The organism is Paenibacillus rhizoryzae (assembly GCF_059686995.1).
This window is the reverse complement of sequence record NZ_JCAALT010000007.1, coordinates 150,777-172,264: the sequence shown is the minus strand read 5'-3', so window position 1 is coordinate 172,264 and position 21,488 is coordinate 150,777. Positions and strand designations below refer to the sequence as shown.

14 protein-coding genes are annotated in these 21,488 nt (G+C 50.0%); 13 read left to right on the top strand and 1 reads right to left on the bottom strand.

The window, feature by feature from the left end; translation table 11 throughout:
- Positions 1–204 precede the first annotated feature (204 nt).
- The 5 genes from AC6ESO_RS21360 (at position 205) to AC6ESO_RS21340 (ending at position 5,702) form a co-directional block, all read left to right on the top strand.
- Positions 205–1,071: a class II fructose-bisphosphate aldolase gene (locus AC6ESO_RS21360; RefSeq protein WP_497093152.1), complete on the top strand. Its 867-nt coding sequence runs from the start codon at positions 205–207 to the stop codon at positions 1,069–1,071.
- A gap of 16 nt (positions 1,072–1,087) precedes the next feature.
- Entirely contained in the window at positions 1,088–1,813 is a 726-nt protein-coding gene (locus AC6ESO_RS21355; protein WP_497093151.1) for a DeoR/GlpR family DNA-binding transcription regulator, read from the top strand.
- Positions 1,814–1,845: 32 nt separating this feature from the next.
- Positions 1,846–3,093 (top strand): Gfo/Idh/MocA family protein, encoded by a 1,248-nt coding sequence (locus AC6ESO_RS21350; protein ID WP_497093150.1) that lies wholly within the window; start codon positions 1,846–1,848, stop codon positions 3,091–3,093.
- A gap of 177 nt (positions 3,094–3,270) precedes the next feature.
- Positions 3,271–4,728, top strand: coding sequence for a hypothetical protein (locus AC6ESO_RS21345; RefSeq protein WP_497093149.1), 1,458 nt, complete (start codon positions 3,271–3,273; stop codon positions 4,726–4,728).
- Entirely contained in the window at positions 4,728–5,702 is a 975-nt protein-coding gene (locus tag AC6ESO_RS21340) for a Gfo/Idh/MocA family protein (protein ID WP_497093148.1), read from the top strand. The genes AC6ESO_RS21345 and AC6ESO_RS21340 overlap by 1 nt, the downstream gene beginning before the upstream one ends.
- A 52-nt stretch (positions 5,703–5,754) precedes the next feature.
- Here the strand turns inward: AC6ESO_RS21340 and AC6ESO_RS21335 are convergent, their stop codons facing one another.
- Complete coding sequence (locus AC6ESO_RS21335) at positions 5,755–8,007, bottom strand: helix-turn-helix domain-containing protein (protein ID WP_497093147.1); 2,253 nt, start codon at positions 8,005–8,007, stop codon at positions 5,755–5,757.
- 221 nt (positions 8,008–8,228) lie between these two features.
- Here AC6ESO_RS21335 and AC6ESO_RS21330 point away from each other — a divergent pair, with 221 nt between their 5' ends.
- From AC6ESO_RS21330 to AC6ESO_RS21295, 8 genes are all read left to right on the top strand, one after another.
- Positions 8,229–9,854 carry an extracellular solute-binding protein gene (locus AC6ESO_RS21330; protein WP_497093146.1) on the top strand — a complete coding sequence of 542 codons (1,626 nt, stop codon included), beginning with the start codon at positions 8,229–8,231 and terminating at the stop codon, positions 9,852–9,854.
- Positions 9,855–10,626: 772 nt separating this feature from the next.
- On the top strand, positions 10,627–11,526 hold the full coding sequence (locus AC6ESO_RS21325; protein ID WP_497093145.1) for a sugar phosphate isomerase family: 900 nt from the start codon (positions 10,627–10,629) through the stop codon (positions 11,524–11,526).
- Positions 11,523–12,671, top strand: a complete 1,149-nt coding sequence (locus tag AC6ESO_RS21320) for a carbohydrate kinase family protein (protein ID WP_497093144.1) — start codon at positions 11,523–11,525, stop codon at positions 12,669–12,671. Before AC6ESO_RS21325 ends, AC6ESO_RS21320 begins: the two co-directional genes overlap by 4 nt.
- 15 nt (positions 12,672–12,686) lie before the next feature.
- Positions 12,687–13,001 (top strand): hypothetical protein, encoded by a 315-nt coding sequence (locus AC6ESO_RS21315; RefSeq protein ID WP_494819822.1) that lies wholly within the window; start codon positions 12,687–12,689, stop codon positions 12,999–13,001.
- Positions 13,002–13,003: 2 nt separating this feature from the next.
- Complete coding sequence (locus AC6ESO_RS21310; protein WP_497093143.1) at positions 13,004–13,846, top strand: hypothetical protein; 843 nt, start codon at positions 13,004–13,006, stop codon at positions 13,844–13,846.
- 101 nt (positions 13,847–13,947) lie between these two features.
- Positions 13,948–17,700, top strand: a complete 3,753-nt coding sequence (locus AC6ESO_RS21305; protein WP_497093352.1) for a beta-galactosidase trimerization domain-containing protein — start codon at positions 13,948–13,950, stop codon at positions 17,698–17,700.
- Between the two features lie 31 nt (positions 17,701–17,731).
- The gene (locus AC6ESO_RS21300) at positions 17,732–19,747 is read left to right on the top strand and encodes a family 20 glycosylhydrolase (protein ID WP_497093142.1); all 2,016 of its coding nucleotides are present in this window, start codon (positions 17,732–17,734) and stop codon (positions 19,745–19,747) included.
- A gap of 174 nt (positions 19,748–19,921) precedes the next feature.
- Positions 19,922–21,364 (top strand): hypothetical protein, encoded by a 1,443-nt coding sequence (locus AC6ESO_RS21295; protein WP_497093141.1) that lies wholly within the window; start codon positions 19,922–19,924, stop codon positions 21,362–21,364.
- Positions 21,365–21,488: the final 124 nt, after the last annotated feature.

Here is a 21,488-nt window from a genome sequence, read left to right as displayed (position 1 = left end):
CCTCATAATAGGTGTTGTCGATGGGTATGCCTCTATAATAGATCGTTTAGCTGATGTCATCAATCATAATTTGATTGTAACGATCAATTAATGATTGTAAAGATCAAAATAACCCGATATGATTACCTTATCAGAGCCATTACTTCCAATGCTAGTTTTTGTATGTACAGCAGTCATTCAGAAACGACAGGAGGCCTCTTCCTTATGCCACTTCTTTCTTCCACCCGCATGCTTCAACAAGCCAGAGCAGGCAATTACGCCGTAGCCGCTTTCAATGTGCACACTTTGGAGATGCTCCAAGCGGTAACAGAAGCGGCAATAGAGATGCAAGCACCGCTAATCATTCAATCCACAGTAGGTACGGTCAAACATTTAGGCCCGGAATACATCGTCGCAGCAGCTACGGTTGCCGCCAATCATACCGGATTGCCGATTGCGCTGCATCTCGATCATTGTACGGAATTCAATCTCATTGTCAGATGTATCCGAGCAGGCTACACCTCTGTTATGATGGATGCTTCCATGCATCCGTTCGAAGAGAATGTGCGGCGAACCGCGAAAGTGATGGAAATTGCGGAAGCCGCCGGCGTTAACGTGGAAGCGGAGTTAGGCAAGGTTGGAGGCGTAGAGGACGATATTATCGTGGATGAGCTTGATGCATTCCTTGCCGATCCGGATGAATGCGTGAAATTCATGGAAGCAACAGGCGTCCATACACTCGCTCCTGCTATCGGTACCGCACATGGCATTTATAAAGGTACGCCAAATATTGATTTTGCTAGAATCGCATCCATTGCAGAGCGCGTTGCAGCACCGCTTGTGCTGCATGGCGGTTCCGGCATTCCGGCAGAACAAGTGAAGCTGGCGGTATCGCTTGGCATGGCGAAGATGAATATCGCAACCGAGCTTCGCATTGTATTCTCGGATGCGATCAAGGATGTTTTTGCAAACAAACCAAACGAGAATGATCCGCGCACCTACATGGTGCCGGCCAAACAAGCCGTAAAGCGGCTTGCCATGGAGAAAATGCAGCTGTGCGGATGTGTAGGCAAAGCTGTAGATATGCGCTAATGATGGAGGAAAGAGCATGATGCAATCGAAAGGCGAGCTTCGCAGAACGAAACTGCTGGAGCGAATTAAGGAATCTGGCAAAGCTTCGATTGGAGACTTGATGGAAGCAACGGACAGTTCCATCGCTACGGTTCGGCGGGATCTGGAATGGCTTGAGAAATCGAATAAAATCATCCGTACGATTGGCGGAGCGATCTATGATGAAGGCAGCGGAAGAAATGCAGAGCTGGCTTTTGCCGAGAAACGCGATGTCAGCCGTGAAGGTAAGGAGCGAATTGCTGCTGCCGCTGCCTCTTTAGTGGAAGAAGGCGATATCATCTGCCTTACCGGGGGCACAACCACGTTCATGATTGCCAAAGCGCTCAAAAAACACCAAAACATTACCGTCGTCACGAATGCGGTCAACATCGCGAATGAATTGTTCGACGCCGAAGGCGTGCAGGTTGTTGTATCGGGCGGAGTGATGCGGCATAAGAGCTATGAGCTTATCGGTCCGCTTGCGGAGAGCGTCATTGAGAAGCTGAACATTACGAAAATGTTCCTCGGCGTTGATGGCGTTTCGCAGGAGCATGGGTTTACGACTCATAATGAGCTGGAGGCCCGTATCGCGCAGCTCTTCATCGCGCGCTCCAGTAAAGTGTACGCCGTGTACGATCAGGCAAAGCTGCAGAAAACAGCGCTGTTTACCATCATTCCCTACGATAAAGTGACAGGTGTTATCACAGATCTGGAAGAGGAATAGACGTACATTCTAATTCGTTGGAGGGCATTGCGATGATCCATGCTGCAGTAATAGGAGCGGGTAGTAGAGGGATGTTCGGCTTAGGCTCTTACGCTTTACGCAAACCCCATGAAATCAAATTCATTGCCGTAGCAGAACCAAACGAAGAGAGACGTAGCAAGTTTGCTGAAATGTATGGCATCGCGCCCGAACTGCAATTTGCGAGCTGGGAGGAGCTGCTTAATCAGCCGAAGCTCTGCGAAGCGCTGCTGATTTGTACGATGGACAGGGAGCATTACAAGCCGACGATGAAGGCGCTCGAGGTCGGTTATCACATATTGCTGGAGAAGCCCATGTCGCCTGATCCGAAGGAAGCGTTGCTAATGGCAGAGGAAGCACAGCGGCGCAATCGCATTCTGACGATTTGCCATAGCATGCGGTACTCGAATTATTTTAGCAGCGTGAAACGATTAGTGGATCAGGGAGCTGTCGGGCGATTAATGACGATCCAATGGACGGAGAATGTGGGGTACGCACACCAAGCCCATAGCTTCGTTCGGGGAAACTGGCGCAACACGGCCTTATCCAGTCCAATGCTGCTGCAAAAATGCTGCCATGATCTTGATTTCTTGAAATGGATCATTGGTGCCAACTGCAAGAGCCTATCCTCCTTCGGCAGCTTGTCCTACTTCCGCGAGGAGAATGCGCCTGTTGGGTCAACCGCACGATGCACCGACGGCTGCAAGGTCGAGCATGAGTGTTCGTTATCGGCCATTAAACTGTATTTGAATGAGAAAGACGAATGGCCGCAAAATGTCGTTTCACTCGAGCCGACCTTAGCCGCGCGTCTTCATGCCCTGCAGAATGGACCCTATGGCAGATGCGTGTATCGCTGCGACAACGATGTCGTCGACCATCAGGTCGTCAATCTGCTCTTCGATAATGAAGTAACCGTTGCTTTCACCATGACCGCCTTCACGAGGGATACCAGCCGTTCGTTCAAAATCATGGGAACAACAGGTGAGATGCTCGGACATTCGGGCACCAATGAAATCGAAATCCGGCATTTCTCCGGAAGAACGGAGATCATACGTCCGGAGCAGCAAGAAGGCTCGCACAGCGGAGCTGATTCGGTGCTGATGCAGAGCTTTGTTAGACAAGTGGAAACGCAGAGCAACGGCGTCAGCTCGGGTATGGAGTCGGCACACAGCCATCTGCTGGTATTCGCTGCGGAACAATCGCGATTAACCGGTAAAACCGTTCAATTTGAGGACTATATCGAACAGTTGAAAGACGCATAGGGATTGGGAAAAGGCGCAAGCGATGCTTGTCGCTTTTTTTGTTTTGCTGCAGGAATTGTGAAAATCAATAAAATGATGAAGGTGCGAAAATATCGTAGATATCTTTTCCGCGGGTCTTCTTATATTTTGAAAGTAAGAAGTACGGTTTTACATCCAATCGGGGGAGTTGAACTGCTGGTGGAAAAAGGGGTAACGAAGGCGATTAACTTGGGTCGCTTGTATCAAGGACCATTTCAAATTGAACAGGATGATGGCTGGTATACGATCTTTACGACGACCCCATCAAGCAAGCCTGTCCGTAATCCGGGGCTTGGATTGATCGCATACGCTTGGGAGGAGAATGGACCGTCCATTAAGGCGAGGCAAGGGCTGGAGACAATTGAAGAACATGTAGAGAAGCTGGCAAAGCTTCCGTATGCCGATGTACTCTATATTCGGTGTGATTGGAGGGATGTACAATCTCGTCCCGGCCAGCTCGACTTTCATCCGATCTGGGAAGCGACATTTGCAGCCGCTGAACGCTATGGTCTCCGCGTTGCTTTCCGCATTCAGCTGTCGAGTCCGAATATTCAGCCGGCAAGGATTGCCATGCCGGATTTCTTGCATGATCAAGTGCCACTGGTCAATATCGGGCGATTCCACGAGCAGGACTTTGATTATTACGAGCCTCGTTATGATCATCCTGCGTTCCAAGCTGCCTTCACGGAGTTAAATGAGCTGCTGGCTGAGCGATTCGACGGTAATCCGATTATCGAGTTTGTGGATCTGATGATGTATGGCTTCTGGGGGGAGGGTCATACGAATGATCTGAAGAATCCATTCCCTGACTATACAACGGCAGAGCACACATTCATGTCGATGACGAGGCAGCAAATCGAGCGTTGGAAGTATACGCCGCTTGCAGTCAACACACAGCCTGACATTAGCCATACCGGCAATCGTACGGTTAGAGAGTACGCAATGAATGAGAACTGTTGGGTACGGACGGACAGCATCATTATCGAAGAGCCGGAACAAATCGAAGTGATCACAGGTCGGGCGGCTTGGACCGCAGCCGTGATTGAAGATGGTTACTACCGGCATTTCAAACAGGATAAGCTTACATTTGATAGCGGGAACGTCGATGTTATTGCAAGCTCCATGCTGCATGCGCTCGATGTCGGGGGGAACTATTGGGGATTATGGACAGAGGCCGAAGCGATAGCGAGCTATCATGAGAAGTACCCGGAGGGCATCGAGACGCTTCGGCGCCGATTAGGTTACCGGCTTCGCCCATCCTGGGTGTGGCAGCGGAAACGACAGGGGACAGATGAGCTTGTCATCGCGCTCGCCAATGACGGCGTTTCCGGTGTTCCCGGTACATTGTGGCTGGAGGCTGTCAGCTCAGATGGAAGGGAGAAGGTGCGCGGCAAGCTGGATAAGGGAAGTCCGCTGCCCGGTAAAGTGGGTCTTGCTTCAATGATTCTCCCTCCGTCTTGGCGAGATCAAGAGATTAGGCTTTCCATAGCGCTTGAAGTCATGCCAGGTCAGTTTAAACAAGTGAACTGGGCGTGCGCCCAGAAAGTAAACAAGGATGGCTCGTTGTCGATTCAATTGAAAGCGCATGAGGATACCGATTGGCGGTGCGGAGTCTAATGCTAACGATCGGTATAATCGGCTGTGGCTGGCATTCAAGGGCAACGCATGGACCTTGTTTAAAGCAGTATAAAGAAACGATCGGCGGGGTTCGACTTGCCGCTTGCTGTGATTTAGATATGGCGGCGGCAGAGGCGTATCGGGCGGATTTCGGCTTTGAACGAGCCTATACCAGTCTCACACAGATGCTTGAGAACGAACAATTGGACGCCGTATGGGTCATCGTTCCGGAGCATCTTACCGTACCCATCTCGATACGGGTCATGAATTCCGGTGTGGCGGTTTTCTTGGAGAAACCACCGGGTATCAACACCGCAGACGTCATACAGCTCAAAGAACTTGCAGCTAAGTTAGGTATTCGTCACCGTGTAGCATTTAATCGCAGGTTCGTCCCGATGGCGGCCCTACTGATCGAGAAACTGCGGGCACATGCGCAAGATAAACAAATCTACAGTATCACCTACGACATGATCCGGATTAATCGCAAGGACGCTGATTTCTCTACAACGGCGATTCACGCCATTGATGCCGCAAAGTTTATTGCCGGCTCCGATTATGGAGCGCTGCGATTTCAATACGATGATTTGTCAGGAGTCGCTCCCGGGCTTATCAATATCATGGCAGAAGGCTACTTCCGCAGCGGCGTGCGTGTGAATTTGAACTGTTATCCCTATTCAGGGTCAGCCCGAGAGATGGTCACCGTTCGGGGGGAGGGCTTCTCCTATGAGCTGCATTTGCCGCTAATGGAGAGCCAAGGCAGCTTCGCCGGACTCATTTGTTCGGAGAAGGGGAAGGTTGAAGTCATCCGCGAAGAGCGGGAGTGGACGACGGCATTTGGCTTCTATCACGAGAATGCCGGCTTCTTGGACGCGTTGCAATCGGGAGCGAATTTGAATCAGGATCTGAGCTCATCGATCCAATCGGTCGCAGTCATGGAAGCCATTCGTAATCGCGCAGAAACGTATCATGGATAAACAAACAGAAAGCCGCTTCCTTCACGATTAGCGTGAAACGAAGCGGCTTTTCTTATCCTTCAAGGAGATACTGCTGTTTGCGGAATTCGCTTGGCGTCACGCCGCTAATTTTCTTGAACATCCGGTTAAACGAATTAATGTTCTGATACCCGACCTGCGAGGCCACATCTTGAATGCGCAGATCAGCGCCTTTCAGAAGCGACTTGGCCAGATCAATCCGGTAATTGTTGATGTAATCGATAAAGTTCATGCCCGTCTTCGTCTTAAAATAGGTCGATAGATAACTGGCGGAGATATTAAGCTTGTCGGACAATATATCAAGCGTAATATCGTCCCGGTAATGCTGCTCCATATATTTCATCACAAACTCAATGATATTATCTCGCGCTGCTTTCTTCTCATTCACGCGAGCCATTGCAAAGGTGAGAAGTTTGATCAAATAGTGCTGCAGCTCATCTGGATTGGAACAGTTGCGCGCTTTGCCGGATAGCGTCAGATGGCTCTGAAGAGCTTGCATATCCAGATGAAGCGAGGCGAATGTTTTGGTTACCACTTGGACGATGTTCTCCGCAAAATCATAATACTGATTTGCCGTTGCGTTCTTCTTTTCTAGCTGGCCGAGTACCTTGGAGATGATGCGAAGCACGAATTCCTCATTGCCCGCCGACAAATTCGTATACAGCTCCTGCTCTTGTCCGCCTGTCATTGCAGCTTGCCAATCCGGCAGAGGCTCGTCAGCCGTTATGATTTGGGTTACATGATCAAGCTTACGGTAGTCGATTAAAGCTTGTACTTGTTCGTAAGCCCGCGTCAAATCAGATGAATTCCGATATAGGCTGCCGACGCCGATCGTAATGGACCAATAACGCTGGTCCAGATCGAATACGGTCTTCAAGCTGCTGAGAAAGGACGGAATCTCCTCTTGAATCGAATCTCCGATGACAAGCGAAAGAATGAGATCATGCTCCAGCTGTATCGTTTGCGTCTGCTCGTAAGTCTTCAAATGAGAGTCGATATACTCGCGTACAAAGAAGGAAGCTTTGCCTTCATCCGCATCGATGTCACGGAAGAACGCGGGCGTAAACTGCAGCCGGAACAGCAGAAGGCGATACGGCTCCTGAATGGAGAAGTCATACAACTCCTGATCCTTCAGCTTAATATTTTTGATTTTGTTCATAAAAGCATAGTAGCTGAGCAGGGAGTTTTTGCGGCTATTGGCTTGATCGATCGTGTTGTTGGTCTGAACGAGGTGTCTGACTTGATCGTTTATGTAGTTGAATTCGTGAATGCTGCTTTGAACAGCAGAGGGGGCGTTAAGCGTCTGGATGGACTGCATGATGCTTTTGACCGGATTATGGAATCGTTTCGTGAAGAACCAAGCCGCACAGATACTAATAATGGCGAACGCGATCAGTAATGTGAGTAGAATCGAGTTGATATGGCTAATTTGTGCTGAAAGCAGGTTGTCCGGAACGATCTTGACGTATCGAATACCGGTGACCAAGCCTGTTTTGTTGAAATAATAGTTATCGTTCCGGTTCACATAATTCTTGCCTTTCTCCCATGCAGGCAGAGAGGTTTCAATCTTCTCGTCGACGTTATCCGCTGCTACTGCGTTACCGGCTGCATCTAAGAGGATGAATTGATCTTGCGAGGAATCGTGAAACTCTCGAAGCATTTTGTTTACGTCCAGCATAATGATCACTTGATAATCCGGGAGGAATTTGTTTCGGACAATAACGGGCAAATATCGGCCTTTGGCCGTCAGTTGATTGATTGTCTTCTCTTTAAACGTGGAGGAAGGCAGAATGACGTAGCTGCCCGGCTTGCTGAATTGTTCCGCCCAGAACGCCGGTGAATAGTCCGCGCTTTGGTAGTATTGGGCGAACATTTCATTGGCGCCGACACCGCGGTCACCCGATATGACAAAGTTGCTATCCTTAAAATAGATGAATATATTTTGCACAGCGATATCTTTATGGCCTAAGTAGCCGTTAATGGATCGCATGAGTGATCGTGCATTCAAATAGTCGAGTGTGGGGCGGTTCAGCGTAGTCAATTTCTCGTCCAGCAGCAGATCAAATCCTATATTCCGAATTTGATTGAAATGATTCTCGTATTTCTCAATGGTTTTATTCATGCTTAAGGTATTGTATTTGATAACTTCGTCAGTGGCGTGATTCTTCAGTAGGGTGAAGGAGAAGAAAAAGAATGAGATGAGAGGGATGAGAATGGCTAGAAAGCTCAGTAGTAGCTGAATGAACAGGGAACCTGCAGCGTGCTTGAGGAGCCCGGTTTTTCCCATTGTTTTCCTCCTATTCTTTGGAATACATGAGATGTCCCCATAGTAGCATCGTAAAACTGTTAAATCAAGGTAGAAATTTGTAATTACATCTTATTAGAAAACCACACAACATTAACTAGTATAGGAAAACTTCCTTAATAGATAGGAGGAGATCGAGGCACATTCTGTCGAATACCATAGCAAAATGTTAGCACCGCGCTTGGTTGAAGGAGGGCAATCGTGTGAAGAAGAACGGGATAGCAAGGATGCTCATCATCTCCATGTTCGCGCTCCTTGCAGCATGTAATGATGAGGAAAACGCTGCGAACATGCATGATTCTGCAAGTAATCAGGCAGCTGCAAAGACGAATCCGTCTGCGGAGAACGATACCGAAGCTATGGCTGGCGACGCAGTCCGCGTATCCTATATGGACGGCTTATGGGATGCAGTCATTCCTTCTCCGGACGGTCCCGCAGTTCAAGCGATCAACAAAAAATTCGGCATTGATTTCAACCCTCAATTCTATTACATGCAGGAATACCCGGATAAGCTCGCGGTCACTATGGCAAGCGGTGATTTACCGGATATGATCGGTCTGGAGAATCCCGATGCCGGTTTCATCAGATGGGCGAAGCAAGGTGCTTTCCTGCCTCTTAATGACTTCATTAAGAATTACCCGACGTTATCCAAAATCCCGCAAAACGTATGGCAATCCGTTTCAGTCGATGGGAATATCTACGCGATTCCAAGATGGTTTACGAAGAAATACGGCAAACAACCGGTGATCCGGAAAGATTGGCTGGACAATTTAGGTTTGCCGATGCCGACGAATTATAAGGAACTGCGAGATGTGCTTATCGCCTTTACCCAAGATGATCCCGATATGAACGGGAAGGATGACACCCTTGGTTTAGGGTTGTCATCGGTGGGAACCGGACTCTTGTATGGCGCTGCGATGGGGGCTGGTTACGATTCAGCCGCTTGGTATGACCGGAATGAAGCAGGACAGCTGATCCCCGGCACCATTACGGAGAGTAACAAAGTGCAGATCCAATTTCTATCCGAGCTATATTCGGCAGGTGCTATTGCGAAAGATTGGGCCGTCTCCAAGATGAGCGATGTGCGCAATGATTTCTTCTCCGGGAAGTTCGGGATGTACTTCGAGCAGCCCTATGATTTCAACGAACAGCGTTTTACTGCGCTTAGAGAGTTGGAGCCTTCGGCTAAACTGGCCGTGATTCCGCCTTTTCTGCAGGATGACGGTCAACGCGGGTATGTTTCTTCCAGTAATGGCGTTTATCAGATGATTATGCTAAATGCCGAGCTGGAGAAGCAGCCGGAGAAGGTGAACCTGATTCTGGGCATGCTCGATTATATGAGCAGTTGGATTCCATGGGAGAATCGGAATCCGGGGAATGGGGATTTCGATTGGCAGTACGGCGGAGTGGACAAGGGCTATGAGATGAAAGACGGCATTCCGGTCGAGAAAGCAGATGCTCAAGATTTGCGTCCCAAAAACTACTTGATCGGCCGATATTGGGCTCCAAGCGATGAAGCGGTTCAGCCGCAAAATTCCTTCTCGGACCCGCTGGCGAAACAGTTCGTACAAGACGCGGTCAATACGTTGAAAGGGTACAAGTTTTACCGGAACCCGGTCGATTACATCACTTCTCCGCTGCGTAACGAGAAGGAATCGGAGCTTGAACAAGCGTTCACGGACCATGCCACGCGAATGATTGTCGGCGATGAACCTCTCTCTGATTGGGACGCCGCGGTTCGGGAGTATCTGAGGAACGGCGGACAAGCCATAATTGACGAGGTGAACAGGCTCATTAAGGAGCAGCATATTTCGCCGGGATGGGAATAACGATTGCTCTATAGGAGCTGATTCAAAAGTGCGCAGGGCGACTTTTGAGTCAGCTCTTTTTGCGTTGACGCAGAAAGGTTGAAGTGTCGCGCGCCGCCACACGCTACTCCGCCAACCGCCAACCGCCAACCCACCAACCCACCAACCCGCAACCACTTGCTAACCGCCGACCGCAAAACTCTAACGAACCGTAGGGGTCTTATATGAGCCAAATGAGGGGGTTTGAAAATCTAACGAACCCTACAGGCGCAATTACGTGTCGAGAAGCCCCTTTTTGCTCCATTTTAATGCAATAACGCCCCTACGGTTCGTTAGATTTGAAAAGCGGTTTTTTTCACGTAAATAAGGGCTGTACGGTTCGTTAGCGCGAATGCCACGCTTTTGGACCAACTTAAAGTCTCGTCAGCAGGTGTGAAAATTACAGTCTCGACCTGGTCGATTTTTTTGTTACTTCACTTTATTTCATCTGAACGAATAAATCGTTGAAGCAGTCAAAGAACAGTCGATTTTCATCTCATCGCTCATCTTATACGCTAAGTGTGAGGGGAAAGCGCTTTGCAAAATTTATTCCTCCTATATGAGCCACATTTGTTCCTTGAGAGCAGCGAAATGCGGATAATGCCGATTTTGACCGGCAAAATGGCGGTTTAGGCAAAGGATACGAAATCAAAAACGGCATTCCAGATGATATTCCGGATGCACAAAACTGCAGGAACTCTCGTTGTACGTTTAGGGTTGCTGTCTGTTACCAGTTGAGGGGAGGAGCATGAAGATGTGTCCGATATCGAACCAAGAGCTATATGAGTGGTGCAAAGTGCCGGTTAACGAGCTGATGGATCACAAGGCGCGCCGAATTCCATTAAGGCTGGTCAAGGATTCCGCCGAAATGGGCATGATCATGGCCAGAGAGTTCGCCGATGACATTCGACTCGCCAATGAAGAGGGTCGACCCTTCCGAGCGATTGTGCCTTGCGGGCCGAAGGCGTGGTATCAACCGTTCGTTACAATCGTTAACGAAGAGAGCATCTCGCTTACGAATATGACGGTGTTTCATATGGATGAGTGCTTAGACTGGGAGGGAAAGCTGCTCTCCCGCAATGACCCTTATAACTTCAGAAGTTTCATGGAGACGTATTTCTATGGCGGGGTTCGACCTGAGCTTGCCGTTCCTCTGGAGCAGCGATATTTCCCGATTCCATCTGCGATCGAGACGATCAAGTCGCGTATTGCGGAAGCCCCGATTGATCTGACGCTTGGCGGCTGGGGACAGGATGGGCATCTGGCCTACAATCAAGCGCGAAGGCATCCGTATAGCTCGATAACGGTGGAACAGCTCCGCAATTCGGAGATCCGAGTCCAGGATAATAACCTCGATACGATTATTGCTTTAGCCCAGCGCACCTACGGTGGTGCCTATCAATTCGTACCGCCGATGTCGATCACGCTTGGCATGAAAGAGTGCCTGTCCGCTAAAAAAATTAGAATTTACAGTGATACGGGAGCTTGGAAGCAGACTGCTCTCCGAGCAGCTCTATTCTCAGGCGAGACTGTCGAGTATCCGATGACCCTGCTACAGTCACACCCGGATGCGCTCATTACAGCAACACTCGAAACGGCCGCACATCCCATTGCCGAACACCCGGAATGGACGTTTGACGGGGTGCAGGTATGAGTATACTGCGGCCCGTTTCGGATACGCATTATCGCTTCCGCCGCCTGATCGGAACAGGTGGAATCGGCTCAGGCATCTTGTTTCAGCTTGAAGGAAATCAAACCCTAGGCAGAAACGAAAGCCGCCCCGGGGTGCTTACGAACAATCAGGATTTCTGCAAACTGCATATCATTTGCCATTATCCGGCTGTTCTGCTGAGCGAGCAGAGGATTGAAGAAGCGAATAGATTCAAGGTTTATCCAATCGGTAAGGTGGGAAACGACCTTGAAGGGAAAGCACTGCTAGAGCAGATAGTTAGTTCCGGGATGTCTATCGATTACGTGGGCAGATTGTCAGATGCCAAGACATTATTCAGTGTTTGCTTCCAATATCCCGATCTGGCAGGGGGCAACATGACGACTTCCAATAGCGCAAGTGAGCGCGTACTTCCGCAAGATATTAACCATGCACTTGAGCAGCTTCCACCGGAAGGTATCGCGGAAATTGTGCTTGCTGCTCCTGAAGTACCGCTCGCCGCCCGCATCGCACTCCTCGAAGGAGGGCGTTCTCGGAAGAGCTTCAACGTCGCAGCCTTACTGTCATCCGAAGCGGCCGAGTTCGATGCACTTGGCGGATATGCGCTTACGGATCTGATAGCGGTTAATCGTGATGAAGCCCGCCGAATCGCCGGATTAGCAGCAGAAGCAGGGGGAGCGGAAGCGGAGCTTTCGCTTGAGCCTGATAGCAGTCAACTAGCTGCCGTCTGTGCGAGTTACCTCGGCATCCACAATGCGGAGATAAAGATGATCATGACAGACGGTGCTTCCGGCTGTTACAGCTATGAGAACGGCAGAATCACGCATACCCCAACGCTGCCGGTAAAGGCCGTAAGCACAGCCGGTGCCGGCGATGCATTGCTGGGCGGCGTCGTTTGTGGCTTGAGCTGCGGCCTGCCGTTTGCCAAGGCGCATAGCGATGCGTATTTCGGCGAAACTCCGCTCGAAAGCGCGGTTGAGCTTGGCGCATTAATTGCCGCCTTGGCCGTTACTTCACCGCATTCCATTCATCTTGAGCTGAATGCGAAGCTGCTCGCAGCTTTCGCCATAGAGAACGAACTTTCCATGACACCCGCATTCAGACATATGCTTGGTGCAAGCCAATTATAGGAGGGAGAGAGAAGCATGATGAAGGTGAAAGTACGACTTGTGCAGCGGTTCCAAGCAGCAAGCAGAGATCAGTTCCTGGCGCTAGAAAGTCAGTTCGCCAGACTCGAACGCGAGAATCCCGCCTTTCCGAAAGGCAAACGTTATTTGCCTTACAGCGGCAGGGAAGCCGGGAACACACTGATCTGGGAATGTGACTTCGAATCCCTGGAAGCGGCTAACCAAGCGCTTGCTTTCCTTGAACAGGATACAAGTCATGAAGAGCTGGCACAGCAGCAGCTGCCTTATTTTCAAGAAGTCTATACCGAAATCTACCGATTGCTGGAGGATTAACGATGACGAAGCCAAAGAAGATTCTCCCGATTGAGGACGTCATTCCTGAGCCGAACATTATCGTCATCTCTCCGCATTACGATGATTTCCTATTCTTTCTGGGCGGTTATGTACTGGAGCTAAAGGAGCGACATCTCCTACATACGAAACACTTCCGTATTATCAACGTGTTCTCGCGCAGCAATTATCTAGCGCATACCGGAAGCGGCAATTTCGACGACAGTCTGGATCGCATCAAACTAGCAACCGGCAAACGGCTGTTGGAAGACTTGAATTGTATCGATGAGCTGTTGAACCCATACGGTTACGGCTACGAGCTGCTTGCCGAATACGAGTGCTTCACTAGAGGCAAAGCGCTGGCAAGCAGCGAGATGGAGTTTCCGCATGGCATGTTCGAGGATTTCGATGAACGGGATCAGGAAATATTCGCTAGAATGCTTGAGCGTATAGCTCAGTGGTCGATGCTTCCCGATACGGCGTTAGTATTCCCGATCGCTTTCAAGGAGCATATCGACCACTTTATCGTGCGTGAAGCTGCGGTGCGAGTGGCAAGCGAGCTTGGCAGTAAGGCGCGGGCCGCCTTTTATTTTCAAGAAGATAAGCCGTATGGAGGGATCGCAACGAAGGACGAGGAAGCGCGAACTGAAGCGTTTATTCAAACGCATAGACTGGAGAAGCGCAGCTATCGTCACCATCCGGGGAGCGTTGTGGAGCTTGCCTTCAAGCATTACATCAGCCAGGTCGATGAAGTCTATCGGATTGGCGTTCATCGTCGCGCAGATGCCTTAAGCAGGATGTACGAAACAGCGTTTCCTTGTGATCAACTATTCCGCTATCCAAGCTAGGTGAAGGAGTTACTTCACATTCAGAACCATTCTTATTAAAGGCTGATGTGGCAGGAGTCAACGCGATAGTAAGCTTAGGAGGCGACTTGAAGGTGGAGAAAATGTATGACATCACCTACGAAACGAGCTTTGGCGGCGATTATTCAGACCGGTTAACATCGTATGCAGGCGAGAAATTGAAGCTGTTCTTTGTACCAAGCGTGAAGCATGGGCGCGAGATCGTCGAATTCATACGCAGAACCGGAGTGGCGTATGAGACGGTAACAATCGACAGGGCTTGGGATTTGAACAAATGGGGACTTGGCGATTATTACGATATTCGGGCATCGGTCGATGATCAGCACATTATGTTCGACAACTTAGAGAAGGTGCTGACCTCAGAGCAGCACTTTGACGTATTGGTTATTCCGGCGGTAAATGGCTGGTCGCATTTTACGGCTGCATCCCGAGAAGCGATTCTTCGCCGTGTGGAGGCAGGCGCGGGTTTAGTGTTAATGCGTCCTTTCCATGGGGAGGACAAGCCAAAGTCTGCAGAGCTCGAAGCGCTGTCGCCGCTTGTGAACCTGTTCGAAGAAGGGTTCGCTGTCGACAATAATGCCGGAGAGGGCTACCCGAAGGTGCGTTTTGATTTGCTGAAATCTGGCCGATGGGCGGCCTCGAAGTCTCACTTTATAACAAACGGCATTCCGCTTGAGCTGCTGCCTTGCGAGGAGCTGGCCTATTATCCTTATCAAGCTGCCGGCGATGTGTTGATCGAAGCTGCGGATGGTTCGCCAGTTGCTGCAGTGAAGAGCTGCGGCAAAGGCAGAGTAGTCGCGTTCGGTTACTACCCGCGCGATATCCTGCCTCAGCATAAAGAGTTCACCGGCAAGGAATCAACCTACGATGCGGTAATTGACAGATGGGCTGGCGCAAAGAGGAACTGTTCTTTTGACTATCTGGAAACGTTCTATGAGCTTGTCTACCGAAGTGTGATCTGGGCTGCTCAACGCGAACCCGGTTGTTTGATAGAGCCGCCTGTTCGCAAGGAACAGGCATGGATCATTTGTACGTCGGGTTCCGTCACCCCAGAACGTATCCGGTATTCGATTAAGCATGCTTATGATGAGGTTGTTGCAGAAGGCGAATGCGTGGACGGTGTGCTTCGATTACCCGCGGAGTTGACGAACGGCGGCGAATTCCGCATTGCGTTGAATGCTTTTGCTGCAGGATCGTTAGTGGACTTTGCTACCTATGGTCTCTCCCAGCCATTAAAGGCGTTTATCGCTGAAGCTACGGTAAGCCAACAGTCGCTTAAAGGGGATGAAACGCTGCAAGTGATTCTCCAGCTGCAAGGTGAACCCTGTAAGCTTCGCGTTCAGATCGTCGATGATTTCGGTCAAGTATTGAAGCAATCCGTGACGGCATTTAAAGGCGGTATGGATCAGTTAACCCATGAATACCGAACAACGGCGATGAAATCCATGCATATTACGGTACAAGCAGATGTGATCATCGGGAATCATCTTGTGCAACGCTGGACGTCGGAGAAAATCGTAGTGACGCCGTCTGTAAGACGAATCGACGATTTCGAAGTGTTCACAGCTCCGCAAAATCGCGGCCATGGCGATTTTCTCGGTCTCATCGGCGAGCGTTATCAGGAGATCGGCATTACCGGTTTGTTCCCCGGCAGCTCGAAGACGCTCACGATGTCAGGGGCTGAAGGACTCGGCGTGTATTGGTACCATCGAGGGCCTTATGTGGAACGGAAGGAACAGTATTATCGGACGAAGGATAAACAATATCTCGTTCGTATTCCTTGCCTGAATGATCCGGCGTTCTGGCAGGAGCTGCAGCATAAAATCACGGGCAAGGTATCGCAATTCAAGCACTTCGGGCCGATTGCCTATTTCGCCAATGATGAAGGCTCGCTCACTTGTTATACCGATGAGCTCGATCTTTGCTTCTGTTCCCACTGCATAGGAGAGATGCAAGAATGGCTCCAACAAGAATATGGAGGCAATATTGAAGCGCTTAACCTGTCATGGGGAACTGCATATAGCAGCTGGAATGAAGCGTATCCGCTCACACGCGAGGAAGCGAAAAGAAAAGCCAGCTATGCACCTTGGGCAGATCATCGCCGCTTTATGGAGAACACGTTTATTGAAGCTTATCGGCGAATTGCCTCCATCGTTAAGGGGGAAGACGATGGAGGCGTCATTCGTATGTCCGGCTGCCAAGCGTCCACAGCATACTCCGGCTATGATTATTACCGCCTTCATCAGCATGTCGGTTATTTCGAAGCTTACGGAGTCGGCAACCAATACGAGTTCCACCGTTCCTTCGCGAAGCCCGGCACCATTATTGGCGGCTGGTTCGGTTATGGGGTCGATGGCGTAACTGCCAAACACGGTGTATGGCATGGCGTCTATCACGGGCTGACATTATGTAATATTTTCTGGGAGTTCAGCATGCTGAACCCGGATTATTCACTAAGCAATAGTGCAAAGGATCTCAGCGTCCCGTTCAAAGAAATTCGTGAAGAGGGAATCGGCAAGCTGCTTCTTCATGTGGCTGAGCGGGATCATTGCGGCATCGCCATTCATTATTCGATGGCTTCCGTACGTGGCACAACGATTGCGTCGGACAAAGCGCGCTTCGAAAGTAACCGTCAAGGCTGGATCGATCTGCTGGAAGACAGCGGGTATCAATACTCGTTTGTGGCTTCTCAGCAAATCGAAGCCGGCGAGCTGATAGGCAGTAAGTTTAAGCTGCTCGTACTGCCCTATTCCATCGCGCTAAGCGATGCGGAGACGGCCGAGATTACCCGCTTCGTTCAGCAAGGCGGCGTTATTATTGGGGATATTCAGACGGGCTTGATGAATAAGCACTGCACGCCTCTGATGCAAGGACAGCTTGACAATCTGTTTGGAATCGAGCGGCTGTCGACTGAGGCAGAGCCATTCTATAACAATGACGGCTTCGTGCCGAATGCCGACTTCGTTTATTTTGCACCGGATGCATCGTTCCAGGATGTACGGATTGCGGAATTCGGCACCCGTTCAGCGGCTGGACAGCCTGCTTTCCGCGATGACTTCATGCGTAAGATCGCGGCTGTGAATATTCACCAATATGGTGAGGGAAAAGCTGTATATTTGAATCTCGCAATGGCGGAGTATACGAAGCTTCGCCGGCAAGCAAACGGGGGCGCGGCACTTCGTGAGTTAATCGGCCACGTAATCAAGCTCTCAGAAGCGAGTAAACCTGCCGAACTTAAGAACATCGACGGCAAGGCTGTTCTTGCCGGCTGCGAAAGCTTCTATTATACGAATGGGACTGCGTCGTATGTGGCGGTACTCCGCAAACTGGGCGATGTGCAATCGTTGGGTCATGATGGATTGGCGGTCGGTGGAGGGAAGAAGCAAGAGCAAGAGGCATCGCTGCTTCGGTTCGATTTTGCCAACTTTGCACATGTCTACGATATCCGGGAACGCCGTTATTTAGGCTACACCGATCATGCGGAATTCGCGCTTGCCGAAGGGGATACGAAGCTATTTTCCTTGCTGCCGTGCCAAGTGGTCGACTTAGGCGTGACAGCCAATCGGGAATGGAAACGCGGAGCAACGGAACAAATCAGCTTCGCGCTTGAAACCGATCCGCTTGCCGAACCTAGCTTCGAAAGCGTGATTAGCATTCATATATGCGCGCCGGACGGTACGAGAGATTGGCTGTACAGCGATAATATCCGATTAGAGCGAACCAATTACGTGCATGAGGTCGCAATTCCATACAATGCGCGCACAGGAATTTGGACCGTGACGGCGAAAGATACAGCGACTGGAATTTCTGCCCAATTTGAAGTGACAATCGTATAGGGAATTCAACTCGGAACCCGGAGGTTGAGAGATGAACGATTATTTGACGGCACATGCAGCTTGGGAACAGACAGGGAATTGGATCACGAAGGATACGGCTATCGATTGCGAAACGCCATTCATGAAGGAAATGCTGAGCAGCGTCGCAAGTAAGCAGTCGAAAGCTGCGCAATATAAACGGATTACATTCCGTTACGGCGTGACGGCAGCTGTACGCGCAATAATCCGCGAACAACTGAAGTGCGAGTATGCGGAGCATGAGGAAGGTTATGTGATTCATCTCGCGGCGGATGAAATTACGGTTTATGCCGAGCAGGAAAGCGGATTGATGTATGGAACAGTAACCCTATCCAAGTATGCGGACCGTAGCCAGGGTTACGTAAATGAAGGCGTCATTTACAACGTTCCGACTTGTCCGGTAAGAGGATTGAAGGTGTATCTTCCGACGGAGGAGGGCATCGCATATTTCAAATCGTTCGTGGATATGCTGGTTCACTTCAAATACAACACCATTGTCATTGAGGTCGGCGGGGCGATGGAATATAAGAAACATCCTGAGATTAACGAAGGCTGGGTTCGTTATTGCGAGGAAATGTACGAATACAGCGGGAAGACGATCGTTATTCAGGAGAAAACCTTCTCCTGGTACAAGAATTCGATCCATGCCGAGAACGGCGGAGGCCGTTTCCTATCGCAGCGACAAGTGCGGGAGCTCGTCGATTATTGCAAAGAGCGCAACTTAGATGTCATACCGGAAGTGCCTTGTCTCAGCCATTGCGATTATTTGCTCATCAATCATCCCGAAATCCGAGAACGTCATAATGACCCTTATCCCGATACCTATTGTCCATCTGACGAACGCTCGTATGAACTATTGTTTGATGTACTGGACGAGGTACTGGAGGTATTTGAGCCGAAGACGGTTCATATCGGTCATGATGAGCTCTACTCCATCGGGCTATGCGATAAGTGTAAAACGAAACCGGCTGAGCAGCTATATGCGGATGACATCAAGCGAATCTACTCCTATTTGCAAGAACGCGGCGCACAGACGATGATTTGGAGCGAGAAGCTGCTTAATGCGATTACCGCCGATGGGAAAACCTATGGCGGCTCCGAGAGACGCATGGTCGATTATGACACCGGCGTCTATATGGGGGAAACGATCCCGGCCACGTACAAAGCGATTGATCTGGTGCCGAACGATATTATGATGATGCATTGGTATTGGGGCGTTGAACGGCATTTTGACCAACCTTTTATCGAGCGAGGGATGCCGGTTGTATTCGGAAATTTCGATGGACCTTCCTTTGCAGATTGGAGTACGCGACTTAGCGATGGACCGCTCGGCGGCATTATTTCCAACTGGAGCGCCTTGAAGGAAGAGAACCTGCAGCGAAATGGCGTACTGTTCTCCATGGCTTATGCGGCGTATCTATTCTGGCGTGATTCGTACGACGATACCTTGCACGAGGAAACGGCGAGTCTTGCTTTCGAAGCGCTATATCGATACAGGTATCGCGAAGCGCTGCGAGAAGCGGGATCCAGTGCCGGCACTTCGTACGTGGAGGTGCTTCATACGACGGATCACATTCGTGAGTACCATCAATTCATCGACGGCATCTACCTCGACAATAAGGAATATCGGATAGGGGAGTATGTGCTTGAATATGAGGATGGTTCGCGGGTTGGCGTACCGATTACGTATGGCTTCAACATCTCCAATAAGGATCGATTCTGGAATCGGAAGCTGACCAAAGGCAGTGTCCACACGGCAGCGCAATATGACGTAGATCCGATCCTGTATGAAGCAGCCTTCACTTCTTTACCTGTGCGGATTGGTGAAGAAACCTTCTACAAATGGCTGATCGCCAATCCCTATCCGGACAAAACGATTACCGCCGTCAGGCTGACAGTAGACAATCCTGCAGCAGGGAACATTTGGGTGCGAACCATAACCCATGTTCCCGATCGTGCTGATGCGATGAAAGCTGAAAGCCCGGAACCAATCCGTATCCTCGGAGAGGCCAATTTGGCTTCCAATTAGTCACTTTGTTCGAAAGCATGAAAACGATGAGAGACTTAAAAAACCGACGATAGGCATTTCGTCGGTTTTTTTCTATAGTAGGGACATTCTGATACACGCGGAGGTGAAGAGAAGCCGATTTGCATCCAAGGTGCAGTCATGACCCGGAGGATAAACGAAACGAGGAGGAAGAGGATGAGAAGAAAATCATTGGTTGTGCTTTTTGCATTGTCGCTCGTAATGGGGGTATTCAGCTTCACGCCCCAGATCAAGAAAGCTTATGCGGCTACGATCTACGAGGTTGGCCCAGGCAAAACCTACACCAATATCGGGGATGTTCCGTGGGAATCCCTGGTGGCAGGCGATACGGTCAAAATTTATTGGCGATCGACGCCGTACAAAGAGAAAATCGTCATCTCACGAATGGGTACGGCTGCAGCGCCAATTACGGTAACCGGCGTTCCAAACGCCAGCGGCGTGCGTCCGGTTATCGACGGCAATGGTGCAACGACTCGCTCGGCGCTTGATTTCTGGAACGATAACCGTTCCGTTATCAAAATCGGCGGTGCCAGATTCGCAGGAAGTGCTTCCGATCCATCAACAGGCAACTTGCCGAAATACATCACGATCGAGAACTTGGAGATTCGCGGCGCTAAATTAGGCTACAACTATACCAACAATGCCGGCACTTCTGTAGCCTATATTAAAGCGGCCTCGCCGATCTTCGTCGAGTACGGCGAGAACCTCACGTTCCGCAACAATATCATCACGGATGGCGGTAACGGACTGTTCGTTGCGAGCACAGATGCCGGCGTTTCGCGGAATATCCTTGTCGAGAAGAACTATATCTACGGTAACGGCAACAGTGGCAGCGTCTACGAGCATAACATTTACACCGCTGCGATCGGCATCACGTTCCAGTACAATCGGTTAGGAGATCTATGCAGCGGCTGCACCGGAAACAATCTGAAGGACCGTTCTTCCGGTACGGTCGTTCGCTTCAACTGGATTGAGGGCGGCAATCGTCAGATCGACTTAGTAGAAGGCGATGATACGACAGCTATTTCAAGCGACGCCAACTATCATAAGACATTCGTGTATGGCAACGTACTCATCAAGCCAAACGATACGCGTAACCCGCAATTCGTTCATTATGGAGGCGATAATGGGACAACGTCGCTTTACCGCAAAGGTACGCTGTATTTGTATAACAATACCTTTATCTCGAATCGGACGGACAATGCGACCTTGATGCGTTTGTCTACGAGCAGTGAAACAGCTGATGTACGAAACAACGTTTTCTATAAGAGCGTTTCGACCTCTGCACTCCGAATTATTGACCAGACCGGTACAGCAAATCTGTACAACAACTGGATTAACACTGGCTATACGAATATAGCAGCAGGCTCAGGTGGAACAGTCACCCATTCCGGCACGATAACGGGAACATCGCCGGGCTTCACGAATTTCTCGACGTTGAACCTGCGTCCTACAACGGGATCTGCACTTATTAACGCCGGCACCTCATTGCATGCAAACGCGAGCGCATTCCCGGTAAGCAACGAGTATGTGCAGCATCAACTATCCGTGGCTCGCGCAATAAACGGAACACTTGATATCGGAGCATTCGAGTATTAGAATTCCGCATCACGATCAGGAGAGAAGAGCCATTAGGTTCTTCTCTTTTTTTAAGATTCAGGTCAGATTTTAAACTAGTCGAAGAAGAATGAAGGTTCGCAAAAGGCTACTGTAGTTTCCGGGG